Origin of the sequence: Limnohabitans sp. MMS-10A-178, assembly GCF_003063375.1 — a bacterium.
Lineage (GTDB): Bacteria > Pseudomonadota > Gammaproteobacteria > Burkholderiales > Burkholderiaceae_C > Limnohabitans_A.
Window position 1 is genome coordinate 794935 of sequence record NZ_NERY01000001.1, and the last position, 20248, is coordinate 815182.

The following is a 20248-nucleotide window of genomic DNA, read 5'->3' on the forward strand; positions in this document are numbered from 1 at the left end:
TCTTATTGAATTAGACTGCAATTGAACTTTTTAAGGGTTTTTTGTGAATTTTTTGATTGAAAACTGGATGTTGGTCGCCGTTGCAGCGGGTTCTGCCTTGGCTTTGTTTTTGCCAACTATCACCAAAGGTGCTGCAGGCGGTGTCGAACCTACAGAGGCTGTTTTGCTCATCAACCGCGAAAAAGCGGTTTTGATTGATGTTTGTGAACCCGCTGAATATGCGCAGGGGCATGCAATGGGCTCCAAGAACATTCCATTGGGTCAGTTGGAGACTCAACTGCCTCTGATGGTCAAAAACAAGAGTTTGCCGGTGATCTTGGTGTGCCAAGTGGGCGGCCGTGCCAGCCGAGCAGCCACACAAGCAAAAAAATTGGGCTACGAGCGTGCGCAGGCCTTATCGGGTGGCTTGAAAGCCTGGCGCGAAGCCAGTTTGCCCGTCGAAAAAGCCTGATCGAATCTGAAAAAGAAATCAGCCTGTTTGAGTATTGAATTGGAGAAGTCATGCCCCACGTGAAGATGTACACCACTGCTGTTTGCCCATATTGCGTTAGAGCCAAGCAAATTTTGAAGGCCAAGGGCGTGACCGAGATTGAGGAAATCAGGATAGATACCCAGCCCGAAATTCGCGAGCACATGATGAGCATCACTGGCCGCAGAACAGTGCCTCAAATTTTCATTGGCGAGACCCACGTTGGGGGTTGCGACGATTTAATGGCCCTCGACGCCAAAGGCGGCTTGATGCCGCTCCTGCAAGCCAGTTAAATCCATTAGTTCAAGCATGACGCGGCCCTTTTCTTATCGGTCATAATGCTTGCAATCTCTCGGCAGGGGCTTTTCAAGCGGCCGAAGGGAAAACCACTTTTTTACCAAGAGTTTTTATGTCAGAAGCAAGCACCCCTGTGTTCCAAATCCAGCGCGTTTACTTGAAAGAAGCGTCTTTGGAGCAACCCAACTCTCCTGCCATTTTGCTCGAGCAACAACAACCCTCAGTCGATATTCAGTTGGGTGTTGAGGCCAACCAAGCAGCAGACGGTGTTTTCGAAGTCTGCGTTACTGCCACAGTGCACACCAAAATTGAAGACAAAACCGTGTTCTTGGTAGAGTGCAAGCAAGCTGGTATTTTTGAAATTCGCAATTTGCCTGAAGACCAAATGGGCTCTGTCATGGGCATCGCTTGCCCCCAAATCATTTACCCCTACTTGCGTGGCAACGTTGCCGACATGATCACCCGTGGAGGCTTTCCACCCGTGCACTTGGCCGAAATTAACTTCCAAGCCATGTACGAGCAACAACAAGCTGAAGCGGCAGGAAAAGCGGCAGCACCGCAAGTCCAGTAATTGACTTTGAGGCCCCCAACTTGAGCCTGAAGATCGCGGTCATCGGGGCAGGTGCTTGGGGCACAGCGCTGGCCGTCAGCGCCAGTCGGCATGCGGCAGGACACCAGGTTCAATTGTGGACGCGTGACCCTGTTGCTGCCAAAGAGATGCAATTGCAAGGTCGCAACCAGCGTTATTTGCCTGAGGTTGAATTCCCCAAAACCTTGCGCTGCACCAGTTCAGATGTTTCGGAATTGGCCTCATGGGCTGCTGGCCATGACCTGATTGTCATTGGCACACCCATGTCTGCGCTGCGCAGCATGCTGCAAACATTGCAAAATGTTCAAGTGCCGGTGGCTTGGCTTTGCAAAGGGTTTGAAGCAGCCTCACCCCACATTGAATCGGGTGCCATGCCTCATGAGGTTTGCCAACAAGTTGCGCCCCATTTGATGTCGGGCGCATTGAGTGGTCCCAGCTTTGCATTGGAAGTGGCGCGCGGTCAGCCCACTGCGCTGGTAGCTGCCAGTGCCCATGCCGCGGTGCGACAAATTTTGGTAGAGGCTTTTCACAGCCCTAGTTTGCGTGTTTATGCCAACGACGACATGGTGGGTGTCGAAGTGGGCGGCGCAGTGAAAAATGTGTTGGCCATTGCCACCGGATTGTGTGATGGCCTGAACTTAGGCCTGAATGCACGGGCTGCATTGATCACCCGAGGTTTGTCAGAAATGACTCGTCTGGGCATGGCCTTGGGCGCCAAAGCAGAAACCTTTATGGGCTTGTCTGGCTTGGGCGATTTGGTTCTTACAGCCACAGGCGATTTGAGCCGCAATCGCAAAGTAGGACTGTTGTTGGCGCAGGGCATGGATTTGCATCAAGCGGTTCAATCCTTGGGCCATGTGGCCGAGGGTGTTTACAGCGCTCGCACCGTGGTCAAGCGTGCACAGGCGCTGGGCATTGAGATGCCCATTGCTCAGGGTGTGGTGGCCTTGCTAGACGGCCACTTAAAACCCTCTGAAGCCGTGGCAGCGCTCATGGGTCGAGACGCCAAGGGCGAAACGGCTTAAAGCATTTGTGAGTTAAACGGGTGTGAACGACAGCCGCACGTAGATGGGTGCGAAGGCTTCAGCTTGGGTAATTTCAATTAGCGTTTCTTTGGCCAACTCAAGCAAGGCAATGAATGTGACTACCAACACGGGCGTGCCTTTGCTGGGATCGAACAAGTTTTCAAACTCGACAAACTTGCGGCCCTGTAAGTGCTTTAAAACGATGCTCATGTGCTCTCGCACACTGAGTTCTTCGCGGGTAATTTTGTGGTGCTGAACCAGTTTGGCACGTTTCAAAATGTCGCGCCAAGCTTCTTGAAGTTCAACCAAGTGCACATCGGGAAAGCGCGGTTGCAGACTTTGCTCGATGTAGACCTGAGCCTTTAAAAAGTCGCGGCCGTACTGCGGCAAATTGCCCAACTGCATGGAGGCCATTTTCATTTGCTCGTATTCCAGCAAACGACGAACCAATTCGGCACGCGGGTCTTCGGGCTCTTGGCCCTCCGCCACTTTTTTGGGTGGCAACAGCATGCGCGATTTGATTTCAATCAGCATGGCGGCCATGAGCAAATACTCAGCAGCCAACTCAAGGTTGTGCTCGCGAATTTCATCGACATAACTGAGGTACTGGCGCGTGACCGCGGCCATGGGAATGTCGAGAATGTTGAAGTTTTGCTTGCGAATGAGGTAGAGCAGCAAGTCCAGAGGACCTTCAAAAGCCTCTAAAAAAACCTCTAAAGCATCGGGTGGGATGTAAAGGTCGTTGGGCATTGAAAACAAAGGCTCGCCATACAAACGAGCCACTGCCACGTGGTCAATGACCTCGGGCAGACCCGCCGTGTTTTCAACGGTGGGCAGAAGCTCTGGGGGAGCAGCGGTGTTTTCCAAAAGACTCAACCTTTTGTTTGATAAACGTAGGGCTTTTGGGCCACACGGCCTGAATTGAATTCTTTCAAGACATGGCGGTCAACCGAGGCGTTCCACAGCAAAGCACGGGCTTCTTTTTGCGCTGCGTCAAGGTGAGGCCGATCTGCCTTGAGTTGTTCAATGAACTGGGTGGTGTCGGATTGGTAGTCAGGGCGACGGAAAAAATGCAGGAGCGACATGGCAAAGCGCTTTCTAATGAATTGAGGCTTATTTTAGCGTTACGGCGCTAGGGTTTTTCTGACATATGGGCCACTTCAAGAGCTGCTTCAAGGGCCGCTTCTAGCGCCGAAGACCAATCTGGGTAAACATTCTGGCCCATTGTGGTGAGCAAGCCGGTTCTGCGAGCAATGTCGAGCGGTTGGTGATGCAGCCCGCAAATGATCAGCTGCACGTGCTTTTTTTGGCAGATTTTGGCCAGAGCCAACAAAGCGTCTGCGCCAGACGAATCGATATAAATCAAATTTTTGAGGTCTAAGACCAGTGATTTTTTCGGCAAATTTTCTTCGATGGCTTCTACCAGTTTCACCGCGCCAAAGAACAAGGCCCCATAAAACCGATATGCACTGACTTGCCCATGCTGGTTCTTTAGCGAGGGGCTGTCCGTGGGACCCAATGGCTCAACACGGCTCAGGTTGGAAATTCGGTAAATGAAAGTGAGGCAGGCGGCAAACAAACCAAATTCGATGGCCACTGTGAGGTCGACCACGATGGTGAGCAAAAAAACGGCCAACAAGGTGATGCGGTAAGGCACTCGGAACTGTGTTAAATCTTTGAATGCGTGCCATTCACCCATGTTCCAAGCCACAAACATCAAGATGGCAGCCAGTGCTGGCAATGGCACGTGATTGGCCAATGGCGCTGCCACCCATACCACCGCCAACAAAACCAGGGCGTGAACCATGCCGGCAATGGGTGAACGACCGCCACTTTTGACGTTGGTCACCGTGCGTGCAATGGTGCCAGTGGCGGGCATGCCACCGAAAAAGGGGGTGACAAAATTGGCCACGCCCTGTGCCATGAGTTCTTGATTGGGGTTGTGCTTGTCGCCAATGAGGCCATCGGCAATGCGGGCGCACAGCAAGGACTCGATGGCACCCAGCAATGTCAAGGTGAAGATGGGCATGCTCAAGTGCTGCAGGTTGGCCAAGCTGAATTCTGGCCAGACAAAACTGGGTAACTCTGAAGGAATGCCACCAAATTTACTGCCGATAGTTTCGACTGGCAGTTGCAGTAAGGATGCAATCAAGGTGGCTGCAATGAGGGCCACGATGGAGCCGGGCACCACTTGCAAAATGCGTTTAAGTCCCTTCACGGGCGCTTGGCCTTGTTGGGCTGAAAACAGCCGCTGCCAAACCACAATCAGGACCAATGAGCCACATGCCAATGCCAGTGCAGGGGCTTGAAAGGTGGGCAGCGTTTCATGCAAGGTTTGCAAAATGCCAAAAAAATCGGCAGGCATGTTTGTGACCTGAAGCCCCAAAAAATCTTTCACTTGCGACAACATGATCAACACGGCAATGCCGTTGGTAAAACCAATGATTACCGCCACGGGTATGAATCTGATGAGGTTGCCCAATTTGAGCAAGCCCATGACAAAGAGCAAGACACCTGAAGCAGCGGTAGCCAGGATGAGATTGGCCAGGCCATAGCGTTCTAAGATGCCATACACAATGACAATGAAGGCGCCCGCCGGGCCGCCAATTTGAACTCTGCTGCCACCCAATGCCGATATGATGAAACCTGCAATGATGGCAGTGAACAGGCCCGCTTCGGGTTTGAGCCCTGAAGCGATGGCAAAGGCCATGGCCAATGGCAAAGCAACCACACCGACGGTAAAGCCTGCCGCGATATCTGTGCCCAGTTGCGCCCGGCTGTAACCCTTCAAAGAGTCGACAAGTTTGGGGCGAAAGAAGAAGGCCATGCTTCAGTGTAGCGTTGGAAACGACCTAGTGATTGGCTGGCCGAAAGAGCCAGATCAGTGAATTCGCATGCCAGGTTTTGCGCCTGGCCATGGATTCAACACATAAATGCCAGGCTCCGCTTTTTCATCCGCATGGCTGGCGGCCAGTACCATGCCTTCAGAAACGCCAAACTTCATTTTGCGTGGCGCCAAATTGGCCACCATGACGGTGAGCTTGCCAACCAAGTCTTCGGGTCTGTAAACACTGGCAATGCCACTGAACACATTGCGGTGTTTGCCTTCGCCCACATCCAAGGTGAGTCTCAACAACTTGCTTGAACCCTCCACCGCTTCGCATTGCACAATTTGCGCAATGCGCAGATCGATCTTGGCAAAGTCGTCGATGGAAATGGTGGGTGCAATGGCTTCGCCGCCAGGCAATGGCGCCGCTTCGACCACAGGTTCAGGTGCTTCAAACAAAGCATCCAACATGGCCACATCGACCCGTTGCATCAGGTGCTTGTAGTCGTTGATGGCATGACCTGCACCCAGCGAAGCTTTCACATCTGTGAAGTTCATGGCATCAATATTCAAGAACTTTTCCACGTTGCTGGCCAAAGAAGGCAGCACAGGTTTTAACATGACACTGAGCAAGCGGAAGGCTTCGATGCAGGTGGTGCAAACGTCGTGCAGGCGTGTGTCCATGCCTTCTTGCTTGGCCAATTCCCAGGGTTTGTTTTGATCGACGTATTCGTTCACTCGGTCGGCCAAGAGCATCACTTCGCGCAATGCTTTGGCGTAGTCACGCTCATCGTAAAGCTTCGCAACGGGCGCCACGCCTTCGTGCAATTGCTTGAGCAAAGCTTGTCCATCGGCAGACACAAGGCCCAGTTTGCCACCTAAGCGCTTGGCAATGAAGCCAGCTGCGCGCGACGCAATGTTGATGTACTTGCCCACCAAGTCGGAGTTGACGCGGGCCATGAAGTCTTCAGGGTTGAAGTCGACGTCTTCGTTGCGGCCATTGAGTTTGGCCGCAATGTAATAACGCAGCCATTCGGGGTTCATGCCCAGTTTCAAATACTTGAGAGGGTCGAGGCCGGTGCCGCGGCTCTTGCTCATCTTCTCGCCGCTGACAGTTAAGAATCCGTGCACATAAACTGCGTTGGGTGTTTTGCGGCCGCTGAAATGCAGCATGGCGGGCCAGAACAAGGTGTGGAAATACGTGATGTCTTTGCCAATGAAGTGGTACTGCTCGACCTTGGGGTTGTTGATGTAGGCGTTGTAGTCCACACCAATTTTGCCCAAATAGTTTTTGAGAGAAGCCAAATAGCCAATGGGTGCATCGAGCCACACGTAAAAATATTTGCCGGGTGCGTCAGGAATTTCAATGCCGAAATAGGGCGCGTCGCGGCTGATGTCCCAGTCGCCCAAGCCGCCCTGGCCTTCTTCGTCTTTGGCAAACCACTCTTTGATTTTGTTCAGCACTTCGGGCTGCAAGCGCCCTGTGTCGTGCGTCCATTTTTCTAGGAACTCAACGCAGCGAGGGTCTGACAGTTTGAAGAAGTAGTGCTCAGATTGCTTCAGCACAGGTGTGGCGCCAGACAAAGCGGAATAGGGATTCTTCACTTCGGTGGGGGCGTAAACCGCACCGCACGATTCGCAGCTGTCGCCATACTGGTCTTTGGCGCCGCACTTAGGGCATTCGCCTTTGATGAAACGGTCGGGCAAGAACATCGACTTTTCGGGGTCAAAGAATTGCTCGATGGTCTTGGTGGCGATGAAGCCTGCAGCTTTGAGATCGCGGTAAATTTGTTGGGCCAGTTCGTGGTTTTCGGGGCCGTCGGTGGAGTGCCAATTGTCAAAGGCGATGTGAAAGCCATCGAGATAAGGCTTGCGACCCGAAGCAATGTTGGCCACAAATTGCTGTGGTGTGATGCCAGCTTTTTCGGCAGCAATCATGATAGGAGCGCCATGCGCGTCGTCGGCACACACAAAGTGCACCTCATGACCTTGCATGCGCTGCGCACGAACCCAAGTGTCGGCCTGGATGTACTCCATGATGTGACCGATGTGGAAATTGCCGTTGGCATAGGGCAAAGCGGTCGTGACAAATATTTGTCGCTTGGTATCGGGGAGGTTCGAAGCAGTCGAGGCAGACATGAGGGGTCAGTTTGTAGGGGAATCCTCGATTTTATGGGCTTCGGCCCTCCGATGTCGCTAAACTTCCTGCCATTCGCAGAAAGTTTCACATGTCGACCCCAGAACAACTCCAAAAAGCCCTCGAATCGGTCATCGACCCCAACACTGGCAAAGATTTCGTCTCCACCAAAGCTCTGAAAAACCTGGTGGTGGACGGTGGCAATGTGGCTTTTGATGTCGAGTTGGGCTATCCCGCCAAGAGCCAAATCCCTGGTTTGCGCAACGCCCTTATTGCCGCAGCCAAACAGGTGCCCGGCGTGACCAATGTTTCTGCCAACGTCACCACCAAAATTGTGGCGCATGCCGCACAGCGAGGTGTGGCCTTGTTGCCTCAAGTGAAAAACATCGTAGCCGTTGCCTCAGGCAAGGGCGGCGTGGGCAAGAGCACCACAGCAGTCAACTTGGCGCTGGCGCTGGCCGCAGAAGGCGCCAGTGTGGGCCTGCTGGATGCCGACATTTATGGCCCCAGCCAGCCCATGATGATGGGCATTGAAGGCCGCCCCGAGAGCGAAGACGGCAAAACCATGGAGCCCATGGAAAACTATGGTGTGCAAGTGATGTCGATTGGCTTCTTGGTGAACCAAGACGAAGCCATGATTTGGCGTGGCCCCATGGCCACACAGGCGCTGGAGCAGCTGCTGCGCCAGACCAATTGGAAAGATTTGGATTACTTGATCATTGACATGCCACCTGGCACTGGTGACATTCAACTCACCCTCAGCCAGCGCGTGCCCATGACCGGTGCCGTGATTGTGACCACACCGCAAGACATCGCTTTGCTCGATGCCAAAAAGGGCATCAAGATGTTTGAGAAAGTGGGCGTGCCCATTTTGGGCATTGTGGAAAACATGGCGGTTCACGTTTGCACCAATTGTGGCCATATTGAGCACATCTTTGGCGCCGATGGCGGCAAGAAAATGGCCGAAAACTACCAAATGGATTACTTGGGCGCCTTGCCCTTGAACATGCAAATTCGCTTGCAAGCCGACAATGGTAAACCTACTGTGGTGGCCGACCCCGATGGCGAAGTGGCGGGCATTTACAAGTCGGTGGCTCGCCAAGTGGCCATCAAAATTGCGGCCAAGGCCAAAGACTTTTCAGCCAAGTTCCCTACCATCACGGTTTCTAAAAACACCTGAACCCCTCAAGCCTTTTTGTTTTCCATATCGCGCAAACGGAAACGTTGAATCTTGCCGGTGGCAGTTTTGGGAAGCTCAGCGATGAACTCTACAAAGCGGGGGTATTTGTAAGGAGCCAAGCGCTCTTTCACAAACACTTTCACGTCTTCTTCCGTCAGGCTCTGGCCGGCTTTCAAAACAATGAAGGCTTTCGTTTTGGTGAGGCCGTCGGTGTCAGCTTTGCCAATGACAGCGGCTTCCAAAATGGCCGGGTGTTGAACCAAGGTCGACTCCACTTCAAACGGCGACACATAAATGCCACTCACTTTGAGCATGTCATCGTTGCGTCCTGCGTAGGTGTAGTAGCCGTCTGAGTCGCGTGAGTATTTGTCGCCGCTTTTGGTCCATTCACCTTGGAAGGTGTCGCGTGATTTTTCGCGGTTGTTCCAGTACATCAATGCAGCACTCGGGCCCTTGATGTAAAGATCGCCAATCTCGTCGTGGCCCGACAGTACCTGGCCCTCTTTCCCGCGTAATTGCACTTCGTAGCCCGGCACAGGCTTGCCTGTGGTGCCATAACGAACATCGCCTGGCGTGTTGGACAAAAATACGTGTAGCATTTCGGTAGAGCCAATGCCGTCGATGATTTCGCAGCCAAAGCGGGCGGTCCAACGCTCACCAATGTCTGCAGGCAAGGCTTCACCAGCGGATGAGCACAGGCGCAATGCCACTTGGTCTTTGCTGGGCAAGTCAGGACTTGCCAACATACCGCCATAGCCCGTGGGCGCACCATAAAACACGGTGGGTTTGTGGGTGATCAATCGCTTGAATGTGGCTTGCGGTGTGGGGCGCTCTGCCATCAACACCACACTGGCGCCAACGCTTAAGGGGAAGGTGAGGGCGTTGCCCAAACCATAGGCAAAGAACAACTTGGCTGCTGAAAACACCACGTCATTGGACGTCAATGCCAAAACGCCTTTGCCATACAACTGCGCGGTCCAATACAGATTGCCTTGAGTGTGTACGGTGCCTTTGGGATTGCCCGTTGAGCCGGAGGAGAACAACCAGAAAGCGGGTTCGTCTGTATGTGTTTCAGCAGGTAAGCTGGGGCCTGCGGCAGACGCCAACAAGTCTTTGAAATGCATGTGGGGTGCTGGCAATTCGCCCTCGTGGCGGGACACCACCACGTGCTTGATGCTTTTGGTGCCTAGCGAAATGGCAGTGTTCAAAGTGGTTAACAAAGCCGAGGACACCAAAGCCGCTTGAGCTCGGCTGTTGTTGATCATGAATACGTAGTCATCTGCCGTTAACAGGGTGTTGACAGCAACGGGCACCACACCTGCATAAAGTGCGCCCAAGAATGACACGATCCAGTCTGTGCTGTCGTGCATCAACAAGAGAACGCGTTCTTCTCGCTTGAGGCCTAACTTTCGCAGACCCGCTGCACAGGCTCTGATTTGTTCGCCCATTTCGCCGTAGGTGAGGCTGCCCGCATCGTCAATGAGCGCCGTCTTGTCTTTGCGACTGTTGTTGGCCGCAATCAAAAATTGTGCAAAGTTGAATTGCGCGGGAGGTGCTGAGGGCAGTGTCATGGTTGTCTCCGTGATCTGGATCAAAATTTTTTATTCAAGGTGCATTAAAAAGCTTTGGAATTCTTTCAACAAGCGGTATAAATGCACTATCTTGCTTGCAGATGAGTATGCAGTAAAGTGCATGTTTTGTCTGCCGCCAAATTTAAGGGTTTTCCCTTATAAATTGAGAAATTTGTATCCCCTTCATAAGTTTTTGGAGACGTCGGTGACTGAAGCATCAACCGCATTTGTTGAAGTTGGAGACTCATTGGAGCCATTGCGCAGCCCTTTTTTGATGGCGTTGGGAGAGCGTGTTCGCAACTTGCGCTCTCGCAAAGGCATGACGCGAAAAGCCGTTGCCTTGGCAGCGGATGTGTCAGAGCGCCACTTGGCCAATTTGGAATATGGCACAGGGAATGTGTCTGTGTTGGTATTGCTCCAGGTGTCTCATGCCTTGCAATGCTCCTTGGCAGAATTGTTGGGCGATATCAGTACCAGCTCACCCGAGTGGCTGCTCATTCGGGAGTTGTTGAGCAAGCGCACAGAGTCTGATTTGAGACGTGCCCGTGTACAGCTGACAGAAATGTTTGGAGAAGGTGGTGATGCTTCTGCTCGTCGGACTCGCATTGCACTGATTGGTCTGCGAGGTGCTGGCAAAACCACGCTGGGTCAGCGTTTGGCAGACGATTTGGGTTTTGCGTTTATCGAACTCAGCCGTGAAATTGAAAAATTTGCAGGCTGTCAAATCAGTGAAATTCACAACCTTTATGGTGCCAATGCCTACCGCCGTTACGAACGCCGTGCGTTAGAGGAAGCCATTCAAATTTATCCTGAGGTGGTCATTGCAACACCGGGTGGATTGGTCTCCGATTCAGCCAATTTCAACTTGTTGTTGTCGCATTGCACCACTGTGTGGTTGCAAGCCAGTGCTAACGATCACATGGCACGAGTGGCTGCACAAGGCGATCTGCGTCCTATGGCGGCCAGCCCTGAAGCCATGGAAGATTTGAAGCGCATCTTGGAGGGCCGCTCGGCTTTTTACTCAAAAGCCGACATCAGCATCGATACCAGTGCGCAAGACACCGACGAGAGCTTCAAACGTTTGAAAACTGAAGTACGCAAAGTAATTCAGTGGGTTGAGTGAAGATTGCAAAATATTTCTAAAATATAGGGTAAATACTTATTATTTGCAATAAATTGCATGTTGAGTGTTTTGAATTTATGCAATAAACTGCATGTCATCGGCTCAGCAACTCAATTTGGAGACACACATGACATCAGCACCCATCGTCAATTACCAAACCTCACCCGAAAACTACAAGCACATCAGCTTGGCATTTGACGGCGCAGTGGCTACTTTGTCCATCAACATCGATGAAAACGCTGGCATTCGGCCTGGCTACAAACTCAAGCTCAACTCATACGACTTGGGTGTGGACATTGAATTGCACGATGCTCTGCAGCGCATTCGCTTTGAGCACCCCGAAGTTCGCTCTGTGGTGGTGACCAGTTTGAAAGACCGCGTGTTCTGCTCTGGTGCCAACATTTTCATGTTGGGTGTTTCTACCCATGGCTGGAAAGTTAACTTCTGTAAGTTCACCAACGAAACACGCAACGGCATTGAAGACTCCAGTAAATACTCTGGCTTGAAATTTGTGGCCGCATTGAACGGCGCCTGCGCTGGCGGTGGTTATGAGTTGGCTTTGGCTTGCGATGACATCGTTTTGGTCGACGACCGTTCTTCATCAGTTTCATTGCCTGAAGTGCCATTGCTTGGCGTATTGCCAGGGACGGGTGGTCTGACTCGCGTCACCGACAAGCGCCACGTACGCCACGACTTGGCCGATATTTTCTGCACCAGTGTGGAAGGTGTTCGTGGTCAAAAAGCCGTCGACTGGCGCTTGGTCGATGCCATTGCCAAGCCCAACCAATTCCAGCAAGTGGTGCGTGAGCGCGCAGACAAATTGGCTGCACAAAGCGATCGTCCTGCTGCTGAAAAAGGGGTATCACTGACACCCATTCAACGCAATATTTCAGAGAACAGTCTCAGTTACAACAACGTCACAGTTGAAATCGACCGCGCAAAACGTGTTGCCACCTTCACAGTCAAAGCGCCTGCCTCTGCACAACCCACAGACATCGCTGGCATCTTGGCAGCTGGCGCTCAGTGGTGGCCCCTGCAAATGGTGCGTGAGTTGGACGACGCCATTTTGCACATGCGTACCAACGAACTTGATATTGGCACATGGCTGCTCAAAGCCACTGGCGATGCCAAAGCCGTGTTGGCCAGCGACGCTACTTTGTTGGCTCACAAAGATCACTGGTTCGTGCGCGAAACCATTGGCCACTTGCGCCGCACTTTGGCACGTTTGGATGTGTCATCACGCAGTATTTTTGCCATCGTCGAAGAGGGCACCTGCTTCGTTGGTACCTTTGCCGAATTGGCCTTCTGTGCAGACCGCACTTACATGTTGGCCTTGCCAGACGATGCTGACAAAGCACCCACCATTCAGTTGAACGAATTCAACTTCGGCTTCTACCCCATGGTGAACGACCAGTCTCGTTTGGCTCGTCGCTTCTACGAAGAAGTGCCGGCCATGGAAGCGGCTCGTGGTGCCATTGGCAAAGCATTGGACGCTGATGCTGCTTTGGATTTGGGCTTGGTCACTGCTGCACCCGACGATATCGATTGGGAAGACGAAATTCGCATGTGCTTGGAAGAGCGCGCTGCCATGTCACCCGACGCCCTCACAGGCCTCGAAGCCAACTTGCGTTTTGCCAGCCAAGAGAACATGCTCACCCGTATTTTTGGCCGCCTCACTGCATGGCAAAACTGGATCTTCCAGCGCCCCAATGCCGTGGGTGAAAAAGGTGCTTTGAAGGTGTACGGCAAAGGTGAAAAAGTGCAGTTCGACATGAACCGTGTGTAAGCCATTTATTTACAAAAAGTTTTGAAAGTGTTGTGCAGCAAGGTTCCCGGTGGTCTTTGCTGCAACCCAAATTTGACCCCACCGTTGCTTTAATTTCTGGAGACTCTCATGTCCGGTATCAACTACAGCGAAAAGATTCCAAACAACGTCAACTTGTCTGAAGACCGCACTCTGCAACGTGCGCTTGAGCAATGGCAGCCTAACTTCATCAACTGGTGGGACGACATGGGCCCCGAGGGTTCAAAAGACATGGACGTGTACTTGCGTACAGCCGTCAGCGTTGACCCACAAGGTTGGGCACAGTTTGGTCACGTCAAAATGCGCGACTACCGCTGGGGTGTGTTTTTGAACCCAGGTGACCAAGAGCGTCAAATTCATTTTGGCGATCACAAGGGTGAAAAAGTTTGGCAAGACGTGCCTGGCGAACACCGCGCTAACCTGCGCCGCATCATCGTGACACAAGGCGACACCGAGCCAGCGTCAGTTGAGCAGCAACGCCACTTGGGCCTCACGGCACCTAGCATGTACGACCTGCGCAACCTGTTTCAAATCAACGTGGAAGAAGGCCGTCACTTGTGGGCCATGGTGTACTTGCTGCACAAATACTTTGGCAGAGACGGCCGTGAAGAAGCCGATGCTTTGTTACAACGCAACAGCGGCAACGAAGACAATCCCCGCATCTTGCAAGCCTTCAACGAGAAGACGCCCGACTGGTTGTCCTTCTTCATGTTCACTTACTTCACAGACCGTGACGGCAAGTTCCAATTGTGTGCTTTGGCCGAGTCTGCATTCGACCCATTGGCACGCACCACCAAGTTCATGTTGACCGAAGAAGCGCACCACATGTTTGTGGGCGAGTCTGGCGTGAGCCGCACCATCCAGCGCACCGTTGATGTGATGAACCAACTCAAGACTGACGACGTGGCCAAACTGCGTGCTGCTGGCGTGATCGATTTGCCCACCATACAGCGCTACATCAACTTCCACTTCTCAGTCACCATCGATTTGTTTGGTGCCGACGAGTCTTCCAACGCTGCTACTTTCTACAGCTCAGGCCTCAAAGGCCGCTACGAAGAAGGCAAGCGCACAGACGACCACGTGTTGAAGGGCAACACTTACAAAATCTTGGCCGTTGAAAATGGCAAGTTGATTGAAAAAGAAGTGCCCATGTTGAACGCTTTGAACGAAGTTCTGCGCGACGACTACATCACCGATTCCAAAGGCGGTATTGAGCGTTGGAACCGTGTGATTGAAAAGGCCGGTATTTCATTCAAGTTGACAGCGCCTCACAAAGCTTTCCACCGCAACATCGGTTCTTTGTCTGGTTCCAAAATCACGCCCGATGGCCGTGTGGTCACCAGCGAAGAGTGGATGTCCAAAGTGGGCGAGTGGTTGCCTACCAACGATGACCGCGCCTATGTAGCCAGCCTGATGGGCCGCGTCACAGAGCCAGGTAAGTTTGCTAACTGGATTGCCCCTCCTGTCATGGGCATCAACCGCCAGCCTGTAGACTTCGACTATGTTCGTTTCAGCTGAGATCTAAAGTAGATCCAACACACACGCCATGACCACAGAAGCCGTTTTAATTCAGCAACACCTGATTGATCCCGAGATCTGCATTCGTTGCAACACCTGCGAGGCCACTTGCCCCGTAGGCGCCATCACGCACGATTCTCGCAATTACGTGGTTGATGCTGACAAATGCAATCTGTGCATGGCCTGTGTGCCACCTTGCCCCACAGGCTCCATTGACAACTGGCGCAGCATGCCCAAGGTCAAGGCCTATTCCACAGAAGAGCAATTGACGTGGGATGAGCTGCCTTCCGCCTTGAGCGAAGCCGAACTTCAAGCCATGGGTGTCAGCAGTGATGCCGTTGCGGCAACTCCTGCGGCAGAGCATGCACCTACGCAAGCAGTGAATGCTTCTGGCGAAGCGACATTCAATTCAGCGGCCTATGGTTCAACTTTGCCACCTTGGTCTGCAGCCCACGCCTACACCAACTTGTATGGTCCTAAAACGCCCACGCAAGCCACTGTGGTGGGCAACTTCAAAGTCAACGAAGCCGGTACATCTAACGAAACCCATCACATCGTGATTGATTTCGGCAGCATGCCTTTCCCAGTATTGGAAGGCCAGTCAGTGGCCATCGTGCCGCCAGGCGTTGATGCTTCTGGCAAGGCACACCATGCACGGCAGTACTCCATTGCCAGTCCGCGCAACGGTGAACGGGCCGGCTACAACAATGTGTCTTTGACCGTCAAGCGCGTGGTTGAAGACCACGAAGGCAAAGCCGTTCAAGGCGTTTGCTCTAACTACCTTTGCGATGTGAAAGTGGGCGACACCATTCAGGTGATTGGCCCGTTTGGCAGCAGTTTCCTGATGCCCAACCACCCCAAGTCCAACATCGTCATGATTTGCACCGGCACAGGCAGTGCGCCCATGCGCGGCATGACCGAGTGGCGCCGTCGTTTGCGTCAAACAGGCAAATTTGAAGGTGGCAAACTCATGTTGTTCTTCGGTGCCCGCACCCAAGAAGAATTGCCTTACTTTGGCCCGCTGCAAAAGCTGCCCAAAGACTTTATTGACATCAACTTTGCCTTCTCTCGCACGCCTGGCCAGCCCAAGCGTTATGTGCAAGACGCCATGCGCGAGCGCGCCGCCGATTTGGTGGCCCTTCTCAAAGACCCCAACACCTATTTCTATGTCTGCGGTTTGAAGAGCATGGAAGAGGGCGTGGTCTTGGCTTTGCACGACGTGGCCACCCAAGCGGGTCTCAATTGGGATCAGGTGGGCGCCGCGCTCAAAAAAGAAGGTCGATTGCACCTCGAAACCTATTAAGGTTTCGCCCTCCAAATAGGTGGTTTAAAGGCTGACAAGCACCGATGACTAGAATCATTGGTACTATCAGCCCATGAGTTCTAGACCTTCCATCGATGTAGCTGTTGTCATGCGCCGTGAGCGTGTGCAGGGTGACATGGCCAAATGGCAAACATGGCGCTGGGTTTTAGACGATGTGACGCCACAATCAGAAGGCTTTGGCACTGAGCCAAAGTGCTTGCGCGAAAGTGAAGAAGGTGCTCTCTGGCTTTTCCCTCATTTCAAGGTCGAGCTCTTCCCTGACGACGCAGAAGGCTATTTGCTCAATGTGACCTCCCCCGATCCTTGTTTTTTTGTGATGTGGCGCATGGAAGAAGAAGCCTGCCTGAGCGAAGAGCCCATTGCCAAACCTGAACGCGTGTCTTTGAGCTATCACGATGCCGGTCGATGGCTTGATGCGCAGGAAACCATCGAACAAGTGCCAGCTTCGCCCGACATCGTTCAGTGGGTTCGCGATTTTGCCAACGAGCATTACACCCCCGAGGTGAAGCGGCGTCAGCGGCCCCAAAGCTTCCAAACCCTCACAGATCGTTTTGGCCAACCCGCCAAAGTTACCACCGGCGATCGCTCAGGCCGCAAAGTGGAGGGCTCATGAGCGAGGGCAGCAAGCAGAACCTTGAAGAATCGGGTGGATTTTTCAGCCGTTGGTCGCAGCGCAAACAGGCTGTGAAGCAGGGTGCGCCATTGGCTGAACCCTTGCCCAAGCCTCAAGAGATACGAAGTGAGCCAAGAAGTGAGCAAAACGGTGCGCTTGCAACATCACCCAACAAGGCAACGGGCGCCAAGGATCAAACCGCCCAAACACCAGAACCCGTCAAAGTCCTGACCTTGGAAGATGTGGCCAAGCTCACCCCCGAATCCGATTTCACCTCTTACATGACCCAGGGCGTATCGCCTGAAGTGCGCAACGCCGCCATGAAAAAACTCTTGGCCGACCCGCACTACAACATCATGGATGGCCTTGACATTTACATTGGCGACTACAACACCCCCGACCCCATGCCCGAGGGCATGTTGGCCAAAATGGTCGGGGCGCAGTTTTTGGGCTTGGTCAAAGCACCAGAAGATGTGGCACAGTCCACCAGCGATGAAATCAAACCTCAGAACCTTCCCGAACTTGTGACAGAGCAAACCAAGGACGACCCGCCCCAGAATGCGGCACACTCTTCTAGCCAAGATACAAGTTCAAACCCTTTAGAAAACGATCCTGCCTCTCATGACCACACTCATTTGCGATTGCAATCAGACCATGCCTCTGCAGACCCAAAAACTGGGTCAGGCGCTGGGTGAATCGCTCACGCTGCACAGCACACTTTGCCGCAGAGAAGCGGGCGCTTTTCAAAAAGCCATTCAGTCGGGCCAAGAGGTCGTTGTGGCTTGTACGCAAGAAAAGAAACTTTTCACTGAACTGGCCACCCAAACCGAAGGTGCCACATCGCCCATCAAGTTTGTCAACATTCGGGAAATGGGCGGTTGGAGCAGCGATGCTCAAAACGCCAGCCCTAAATTGGCAGCACTTCTTGCAGCTGCGCACTTGCCAGAGCCAGATCCCGTACCTGTGGTGCCTTTCAAAAGCGAAGGCCGATTGCTGATCATTGGCCCTCTAGACAAAGCTGAAAAAGCCGCCGCTTTGCTTGCGGATGCCTTGCAAGTTGTGATCTTTGCACAGGGCGCGGGTGATGCCGGTGGCGCGCAGGCAAGACAATATCCAGTCATTGCGGGTCAATTGACAAAACTCACGGGTTGGCTGGGTGCTTTTGACGTTTCTTGGACAGAAAACAACCCCATCAATTTGGACCTGTGCACGCGTTGCAATGCTTGCGTAGAAGCGTGTCCCGAAAACGCCATTGGCTTGGACTATCAAATTGACATGAACGCTTGCAACTCAAGCCGTGCTTGCGTCAAAGTGTGTCAAGCAGCGGGCGCCATTGATTTCAATCGCGAGCCCCATGAAGCCGCAGAAAAGTTTGATCTCATTTTGGACCTTAGAGCTGCTGGCGCGGTGGGCCCTGGCTTTCCTCAGCACGCTCCCCCACAGGGCTATTTCAAGTGGGATGGCCAAGACCTGTCCACCCTCATCAAGCTTCGCGACATGGTGGGCGAGTTTGAAAAGCCCAAATTCTTTGCCTACAAGCAAAAGCTTTGCGCGCACAGCCGCAACGAAACGGTGGGCTGCAATGCCTGCATTGACATCTGCTCTGCAGAGGCCATTTCCAGCGAAAAGTCGCGCCAACAAATCAAAGTCAACCCCAACCTCTGCGTTGGCTGCGGTGCTTGCACCACAGTGTGCCCCACTGGCGCCTTGACCTATGGCTACCCCAAAGCGCAGGAACAAGGGCTGAAAATCAAAACGCTCTTGTCCACTTACCACGCCGCAGGCGGGCAAGACGCCACGCTCTTGCTGCACAGCCAAGACGCGGGCGCGGCATGCATCGAAGAGTTGGGTCGATCAGCGCAACTGAAATTGGCAAAAGGTGTACCCGCCAATGTCATTCCCATGTCTTTGTGGCACACCGCCAGTTTGGGTTTGGAAGTTTGGCTTACGGCCATTGCCTATGGCGCCAAACAAGTGCTGGTGCTCAACACGCACGAAGAGGCACCCCAATATGTCGATGGCTTGAACGCCCAAATGGCAGTAGCCCAAAGTTTGCTCGCTGGCTTGGGCTACACAGGTGTGCATTTTCAAATCATCCAGGCCAAAAGTGCCATGGATTTGGATGTGAGTTTGCAAGCCAATTTGCAGGCGCAAAAGCAGTTATCTTCACAAAGCAAATTGCAAGTTCCCGCTGTGTTTGCCAAATACGCCGTTGCCCCTGAGAAGCGCGGTACGCTTGAACTTGCACTAGACCATTTGAGCGAGCACGCGCCTGCGGCTTTGAATGACACCAACAAAATCATCGCCTTGCCAAAACCCGCACCCATGGGCAGTTTGAAGGTGAATGCCGACAAATGCACCTTGTGTTTGAGTTGTGTCAGCGCGTGCCCCGCCAGCGCCCTTCAAGACAACCCCGAATTGCCTCAACTTCGGTTCATTGAAAAAAATTGTGTGCAGTGCGGCCTGTGTGCCACCACCTGCCCAGAAGACGCCATTGACTTGGTACCGCGTTTCTTGCGAACCCCAGATCGCAAGCAAGCTCAGGTTTTGAATCAATCTCAGCCTTACGGTTGTGTTAAATGCGGCAAAGCCTTTGGTACGCTCAAAGCCATCGAAGCCATGCTTGGCAAATTGGCGGGTCACAGCATGTTTCAGGGGGCCGCCTTGGAGCGACTCAAAATGTGCAGCGATTGCCGCGTGATTGACATCTACTCCAACACTGAAGAAGCCAAAATTTTGAACCTGCCCCCAAAGGCTTGAGGCTTTTCATTGAACTTTTTTAATTGAATCAACACGCCATGACTTCTAATTTGCAATCTTCCTCAGCGCTAGACGAAGAAACGGCCCGCGCAGAAATTTATGGCCTGTTGGCGCAATTGTTTTATCAAGTGCCGTCCGCTGATTTGCTGGCGCAATTGCGTGTGGCCGTCACAGATGCGCCTGTAGAAGGCGGCTTTTTAGAGGAGCCTTGGCGGCAAGTGGTAGCGGCCGCAAGAGCATGCTCTGATTTGGAAATTGCCGATGAATTCAACAGTTTGTTTGGCGGCGTTGGAAAGCCCGAAATCTATTTGTTTGCATCTCACTACATCAGTGGATTTTTAAACGACAAGCCGGTTGCAAGGTTGCGAGAGGACTTGGACGCCTTGGGTTTGCAACGAGATGAGAGCATGTCGGAAACGGAAGACCACTTTGCCTGTCTTTGTGAGGTCATGCGTTACCTGATTGCAGGGGACGATGTGCGTGTTGCCAACTTAACCCAGCAAAGAGAATTTTTTGCCAAACACCTTCAGCCTTGGGCCTCAGACATGGCCGACGTCATTTCAAGGCATCCGAAGGCGCAGTTTTATGGCCGTTTGGCCGATTTCACACAAGCTTTTTTAGGTATTGAAACGCAAGGATTCGATTTGTTGACTTAAGACAAACACAAGAAGTCATGCAAGAGACAATTCCCTAAGGGTTTTCCCATTGTTCATGTTTTGCAAACTGATAAGATTCAGGGGTATGCAAAGTATTTCCTAAGCATCATTCGAGGAAGCGTCTATGAATTCCCAAAATCCCAAAGTTTCTCGCCGCAGTTTGTTTGCAGGTGCCGGTACTGTTGGTGCGGTAGCTGCAGTAACCAGCCTCCTGCCGCAAGTGCAAGAGTTAGCCCCCCAAGCCGTTAAAAAAGCCAAGCCCGAGCGGGGCGGTGGTTACGAGCTTTCAGAGCACGTCAAGCGTTATTACAAGACCACCTTGGTCTAATCCCTTTTCAAACACTCACCTCTTCTG

General features: G+C 52.7%; 19 protein-coding genes. 14 read left to right on the forward strand and 5 right to left on the reverse strand.

The genetic code is table 11. The features are described 5' to 3' along the window. Positions 1-43: 43 nt before the first annotated feature. The 4 genes from B9Z32_RS03975 (at position 44) to B9Z32_RS03990 (ending at position 2380) form a co-directional block, all read left to right on the forward strand. Positions 44-451, forward strand: a complete 408-nt coding sequence (locus B9Z32_RS03975) for a rhodanese-like domain-containing protein (RefSeq protein ID WP_108420046.1) — start codon at positions 44-46, stop codon at positions 449-451. Between the two features lie 50 nt (positions 452-501). Then, positions 502-762, forward strand: a complete 261-nt coding sequence (gene grxC / locus B9Z32_RS03980) for a glutaredoxin 3 (RefSeq protein ID WP_108420047.1) — start codon at positions 502-504, stop codon at positions 760-762. Between the two features lie 116 nt (positions 763-878). Beyond that, positions 879-1337, forward strand: a complete 459-nt coding sequence (gene secB, locus B9Z32_RS03985; RefSeq protein WP_108420048.1) for a protein-export chaperone SecB — start codon at positions 879-881, stop codon at positions 1335-1337. A gap of 26 nt (positions 1338-1363) precedes the next feature. After that, positions 1364-2380, forward strand: a complete 1017-nt coding sequence (locus B9Z32_RS03990; RefSeq protein ID WP_108420974.1) for an NAD(P)H-dependent glycerol-3-phosphate dehydrogenase — start codon at positions 1364-1366, stop codon at positions 2378-2380. A 12-nt stretch (positions 2381-2392) separates the two neighbouring features. On the opposite strand, the gene B9Z32_RS03995 is transcribed toward B9Z32_RS03990, so the two are convergent. The 4 genes from B9Z32_RS03995 to metG are packed head-to-tail and all read right to left on the reverse strand — an operon-like array spanning position 2393 to position 7346. Further along, positions 2393-3247 carry a ScpA family protein gene (locus B9Z32_RS03995; RefSeq protein WP_108420975.1) on the reverse strand — a complete coding sequence of 285 codons (855 nt, stop codon included), beginning with the start codon at positions 3245-3247 and terminating at the stop codon, positions 2393-2395. A 5-nt stretch (positions 3248-3252) separates the two neighbouring features. Continuing rightward, positions 3253-3456, reverse strand: coding sequence for a DUF3460 family protein (locus B9Z32_RS04000; protein WP_108420976.1), 204 nt, complete (start codon positions 3454-3456; stop codon positions 3253-3255). A gap of 56 nt (positions 3457-3512) precedes the next feature. Then, positions 3513-5207, reverse strand: a complete 1695-nt coding sequence (locus tag B9Z32_RS04005) for a SulP family inorganic anion transporter (protein WP_108420049.1) — start codon at positions 5205-5207, stop codon at positions 3513-3515. Between the two features lie 54 nt (positions 5208-5261). Next, positions 5262-7346, reverse strand: a complete 2085-nt coding sequence (metG, locus tag B9Z32_RS04010; protein ID WP_108420050.1) for a methionine--tRNA ligase — start codon at positions 7344-7346, stop codon at positions 5262-5264. A gap of 89 nt (positions 7347-7435) precedes the next feature. Between metG and apbC the strand changes: the two genes are divergently transcribed. Beyond that, positions 7436-8524 (forward strand): iron-sulfur cluster carrier protein ApbC, encoded by a 1089-nt coding sequence (gene apbC / locus B9Z32_RS04015; RefSeq protein WP_108420051.1) that lies wholly within the window; start codon positions 7436-7438, stop codon positions 8522-8524. Between the two features lie 5 nt (positions 8525-8529). Here apbC and B9Z32_RS04020 read toward each other — a convergent pair whose 3' ends face one another. After that, positions 8530-10095, reverse strand: a complete 1566-nt coding sequence (locus B9Z32_RS04020) for a benzoate-CoA ligase family protein (protein WP_108420052.1) — start codon at positions 10093-10095, stop codon at positions 8530-8532. 205 nt (positions 10096-10300) lie between these two features. Between B9Z32_RS04020 and B9Z32_RS04025 the strand changes: the two genes are divergently transcribed. The 9 genes from B9Z32_RS04025 (at position 10301) to B9Z32_RS04065 (ending at position 20221) form a co-directional block, all read left to right on the forward strand. Next, positions 10301-11218: a helix-turn-helix transcriptional regulator gene (locus B9Z32_RS04025; protein ID WP_233248059.1), complete on the forward strand. Its 918-nt coding sequence runs from the start codon at positions 10301-10303 to the stop codon at positions 11216-11218. A gap of 127 nt (positions 11219-11345) precedes the next feature. After that, positions 11346-13004, forward strand: a complete 1659-nt coding sequence (gene boxC / locus B9Z32_RS04030) for a 2,3-epoxybenzoyl-CoA dihydrolase (RefSeq protein WP_108420978.1) — start codon at positions 11346-11348, stop codon at positions 13002-13004. 108 nt (positions 13005-13112) lie between these two features. Then, positions 13113-14540, forward strand: a complete 1428-nt coding sequence (gene boxB, locus B9Z32_RS04035; protein ID WP_108420053.1) for a benzoyl-CoA 2,3-epoxidase subunit BoxB — start codon at positions 13113-13115, stop codon at positions 14538-14540. Between the two features lie 28 nt (positions 14541-14568). Next, a complete protein-coding gene (boxA, locus tag B9Z32_RS04040) occupies positions 14569-15843 on the forward strand; it encodes a benzoyl-CoA 2,3-epoxidase subunit BoxA (RefSeq protein ID WP_108420054.1) in 1275 nt (424 codons plus the stop codon). A gap of 73 nt (positions 15844-15916) precedes the next feature. Continuing rightward, positions 15917-16477: a DUF3305 domain-containing protein gene (locus B9Z32_RS04045; protein ID WP_108420055.1), complete on the forward strand. Its 561-nt coding sequence runs from the start codon at positions 15917-15919 to the stop codon at positions 16475-16477. Then, positions 16474-17172 (forward strand): DUF3306 domain-containing protein, encoded by a 699-nt coding sequence (locus tag B9Z32_RS04050; protein ID WP_108420056.1) that lies wholly within the window; start codon positions 16474-16476, stop codon positions 17170-17172. Before B9Z32_RS04045 ends, B9Z32_RS04050 begins: the two co-directional genes overlap by 4 nt. Then, positions 17132-19237: a 4Fe-4S binding protein gene (locus tag B9Z32_RS04055; protein ID WP_108420057.1), complete on the forward strand. Its 2106-nt coding sequence runs from the start codon at positions 17132-17134 to the stop codon at positions 19235-19237. Before B9Z32_RS04050 ends, B9Z32_RS04055 begins: the two co-directional genes overlap by 41 nt. Before the next feature lie 38 nt (positions 19238-19275). Then, on the forward strand, positions 19276-19893 hold the full coding sequence (locus tag B9Z32_RS04060; protein WP_108420058.1) for a molecular chaperone: 618 nt from the start codon (positions 19276-19278) through the stop codon (positions 19891-19893). A 124-nt stretch (positions 19894-20017) separates the two neighbouring features. After that, entirely contained in the window at positions 20018-20221 is a 204-nt protein-coding gene (locus B9Z32_RS04065; RefSeq protein WP_108420059.1) for a formate dehydrogenase, read from the forward strand. The last annotated feature ends 27 nt before the right edge of the window (positions 20222-20248 follow it).

What these genes read in the sequence shown, in the direction of transcription:
- B9Z32_RS04050 (WP_108420056.1), top strand. Translation starts at nt 16,474, where the DNA reads ATGAGCGAGGGCAGCAAGCAGAACCTTGAAGAATCGGGTGGATTTTTC.
- B9Z32_RS04055 (WP_108420057.1), top strand. Translation starts at nt 17,132, where the DNA reads ATGCCTCTGCAGACCCAAAAACTGGGTCAGGCGCTGGGTGAATCGCTC.
- B9Z32_RS04060 (WP_108420058.1), top strand. Translation starts at nt 19,276, where the DNA reads ATGACTTCTAATTTGCAATCTTCCTCAGCGCTAGACGAAGAAACGGCC.
- grxC (WP_108420047.1), top strand. Translation starts at nt 502, where the DNA reads ATGCCCCACGTGAAGATGTACACCACTGCTGTTTGCCCATATTGCGTT.
- boxC (WP_108420978.1), top strand. Translation starts at nt 11,346, where the DNA reads ATGACATCAGCACCCATCGTCAATTACCAAACCTCACCCGAAAACTAC.
- B9Z32_RS04065 (WP_108420059.1), top strand. Translation starts at nt 20,018, where the DNA reads ATGAATTCCCAAAATCCCAAAGTTTCTCGCCGCAGTTTGTTTGCAGGT.
- B9Z32_RS04005 (WP_108420049.1), bottom strand. Translation starts at nt 5,207, where the DNA reads ATGGCCTTCTTCTTTCGCCCCAAACTTGTCGACTCTTTGAAGGGTTAC.
- B9Z32_RS04020 (WP_108420052.1), bottom strand. Translation starts at nt 10,095, where the DNA reads ATGACACTGCCCTCAGCACCTCCCGCGCAATTCAACTTTGCACAATTT.
- metG (WP_108420050.1), bottom strand. Translation starts at nt 7,346, where the DNA reads ATGTCTGCCTCGACTGCTTCGAACCTCCCCGATACCAAGCGACAAATA.
- secB (WP_108420048.1), top strand. Translation starts at nt 879, where the DNA reads ATGTCAGAAGCAAGCACCCCTGTGTTCCAAATCCAGCGCGTTTACTTG.
- boxA (WP_108420054.1), top strand. Translation starts at nt 14,569, where the DNA reads ATGACCACAGAAGCCGTTTTAATTCAGCAACACCTGATTGATCCCGAG.
- B9Z32_RS04045 (WP_108420055.1), top strand. Translation starts at nt 15,917, where the DNA reads ATGAGTTCTAGACCTTCCATCGATGTAGCTGTTGTCATGCGCCGTGAG.
- boxB (WP_108420053.1), top strand. Translation starts at nt 13,113, where the DNA reads ATGTCCGGTATCAACTACAGCGAAAAGATTCCAAACAACGTCAACTTG.
- apbC (WP_108420051.1), top strand. Translation starts at nt 7,436, where the DNA reads ATGTCGACCCCAGAACAACTCCAAAAAGCCCTCGAATCGGTCATCGAC.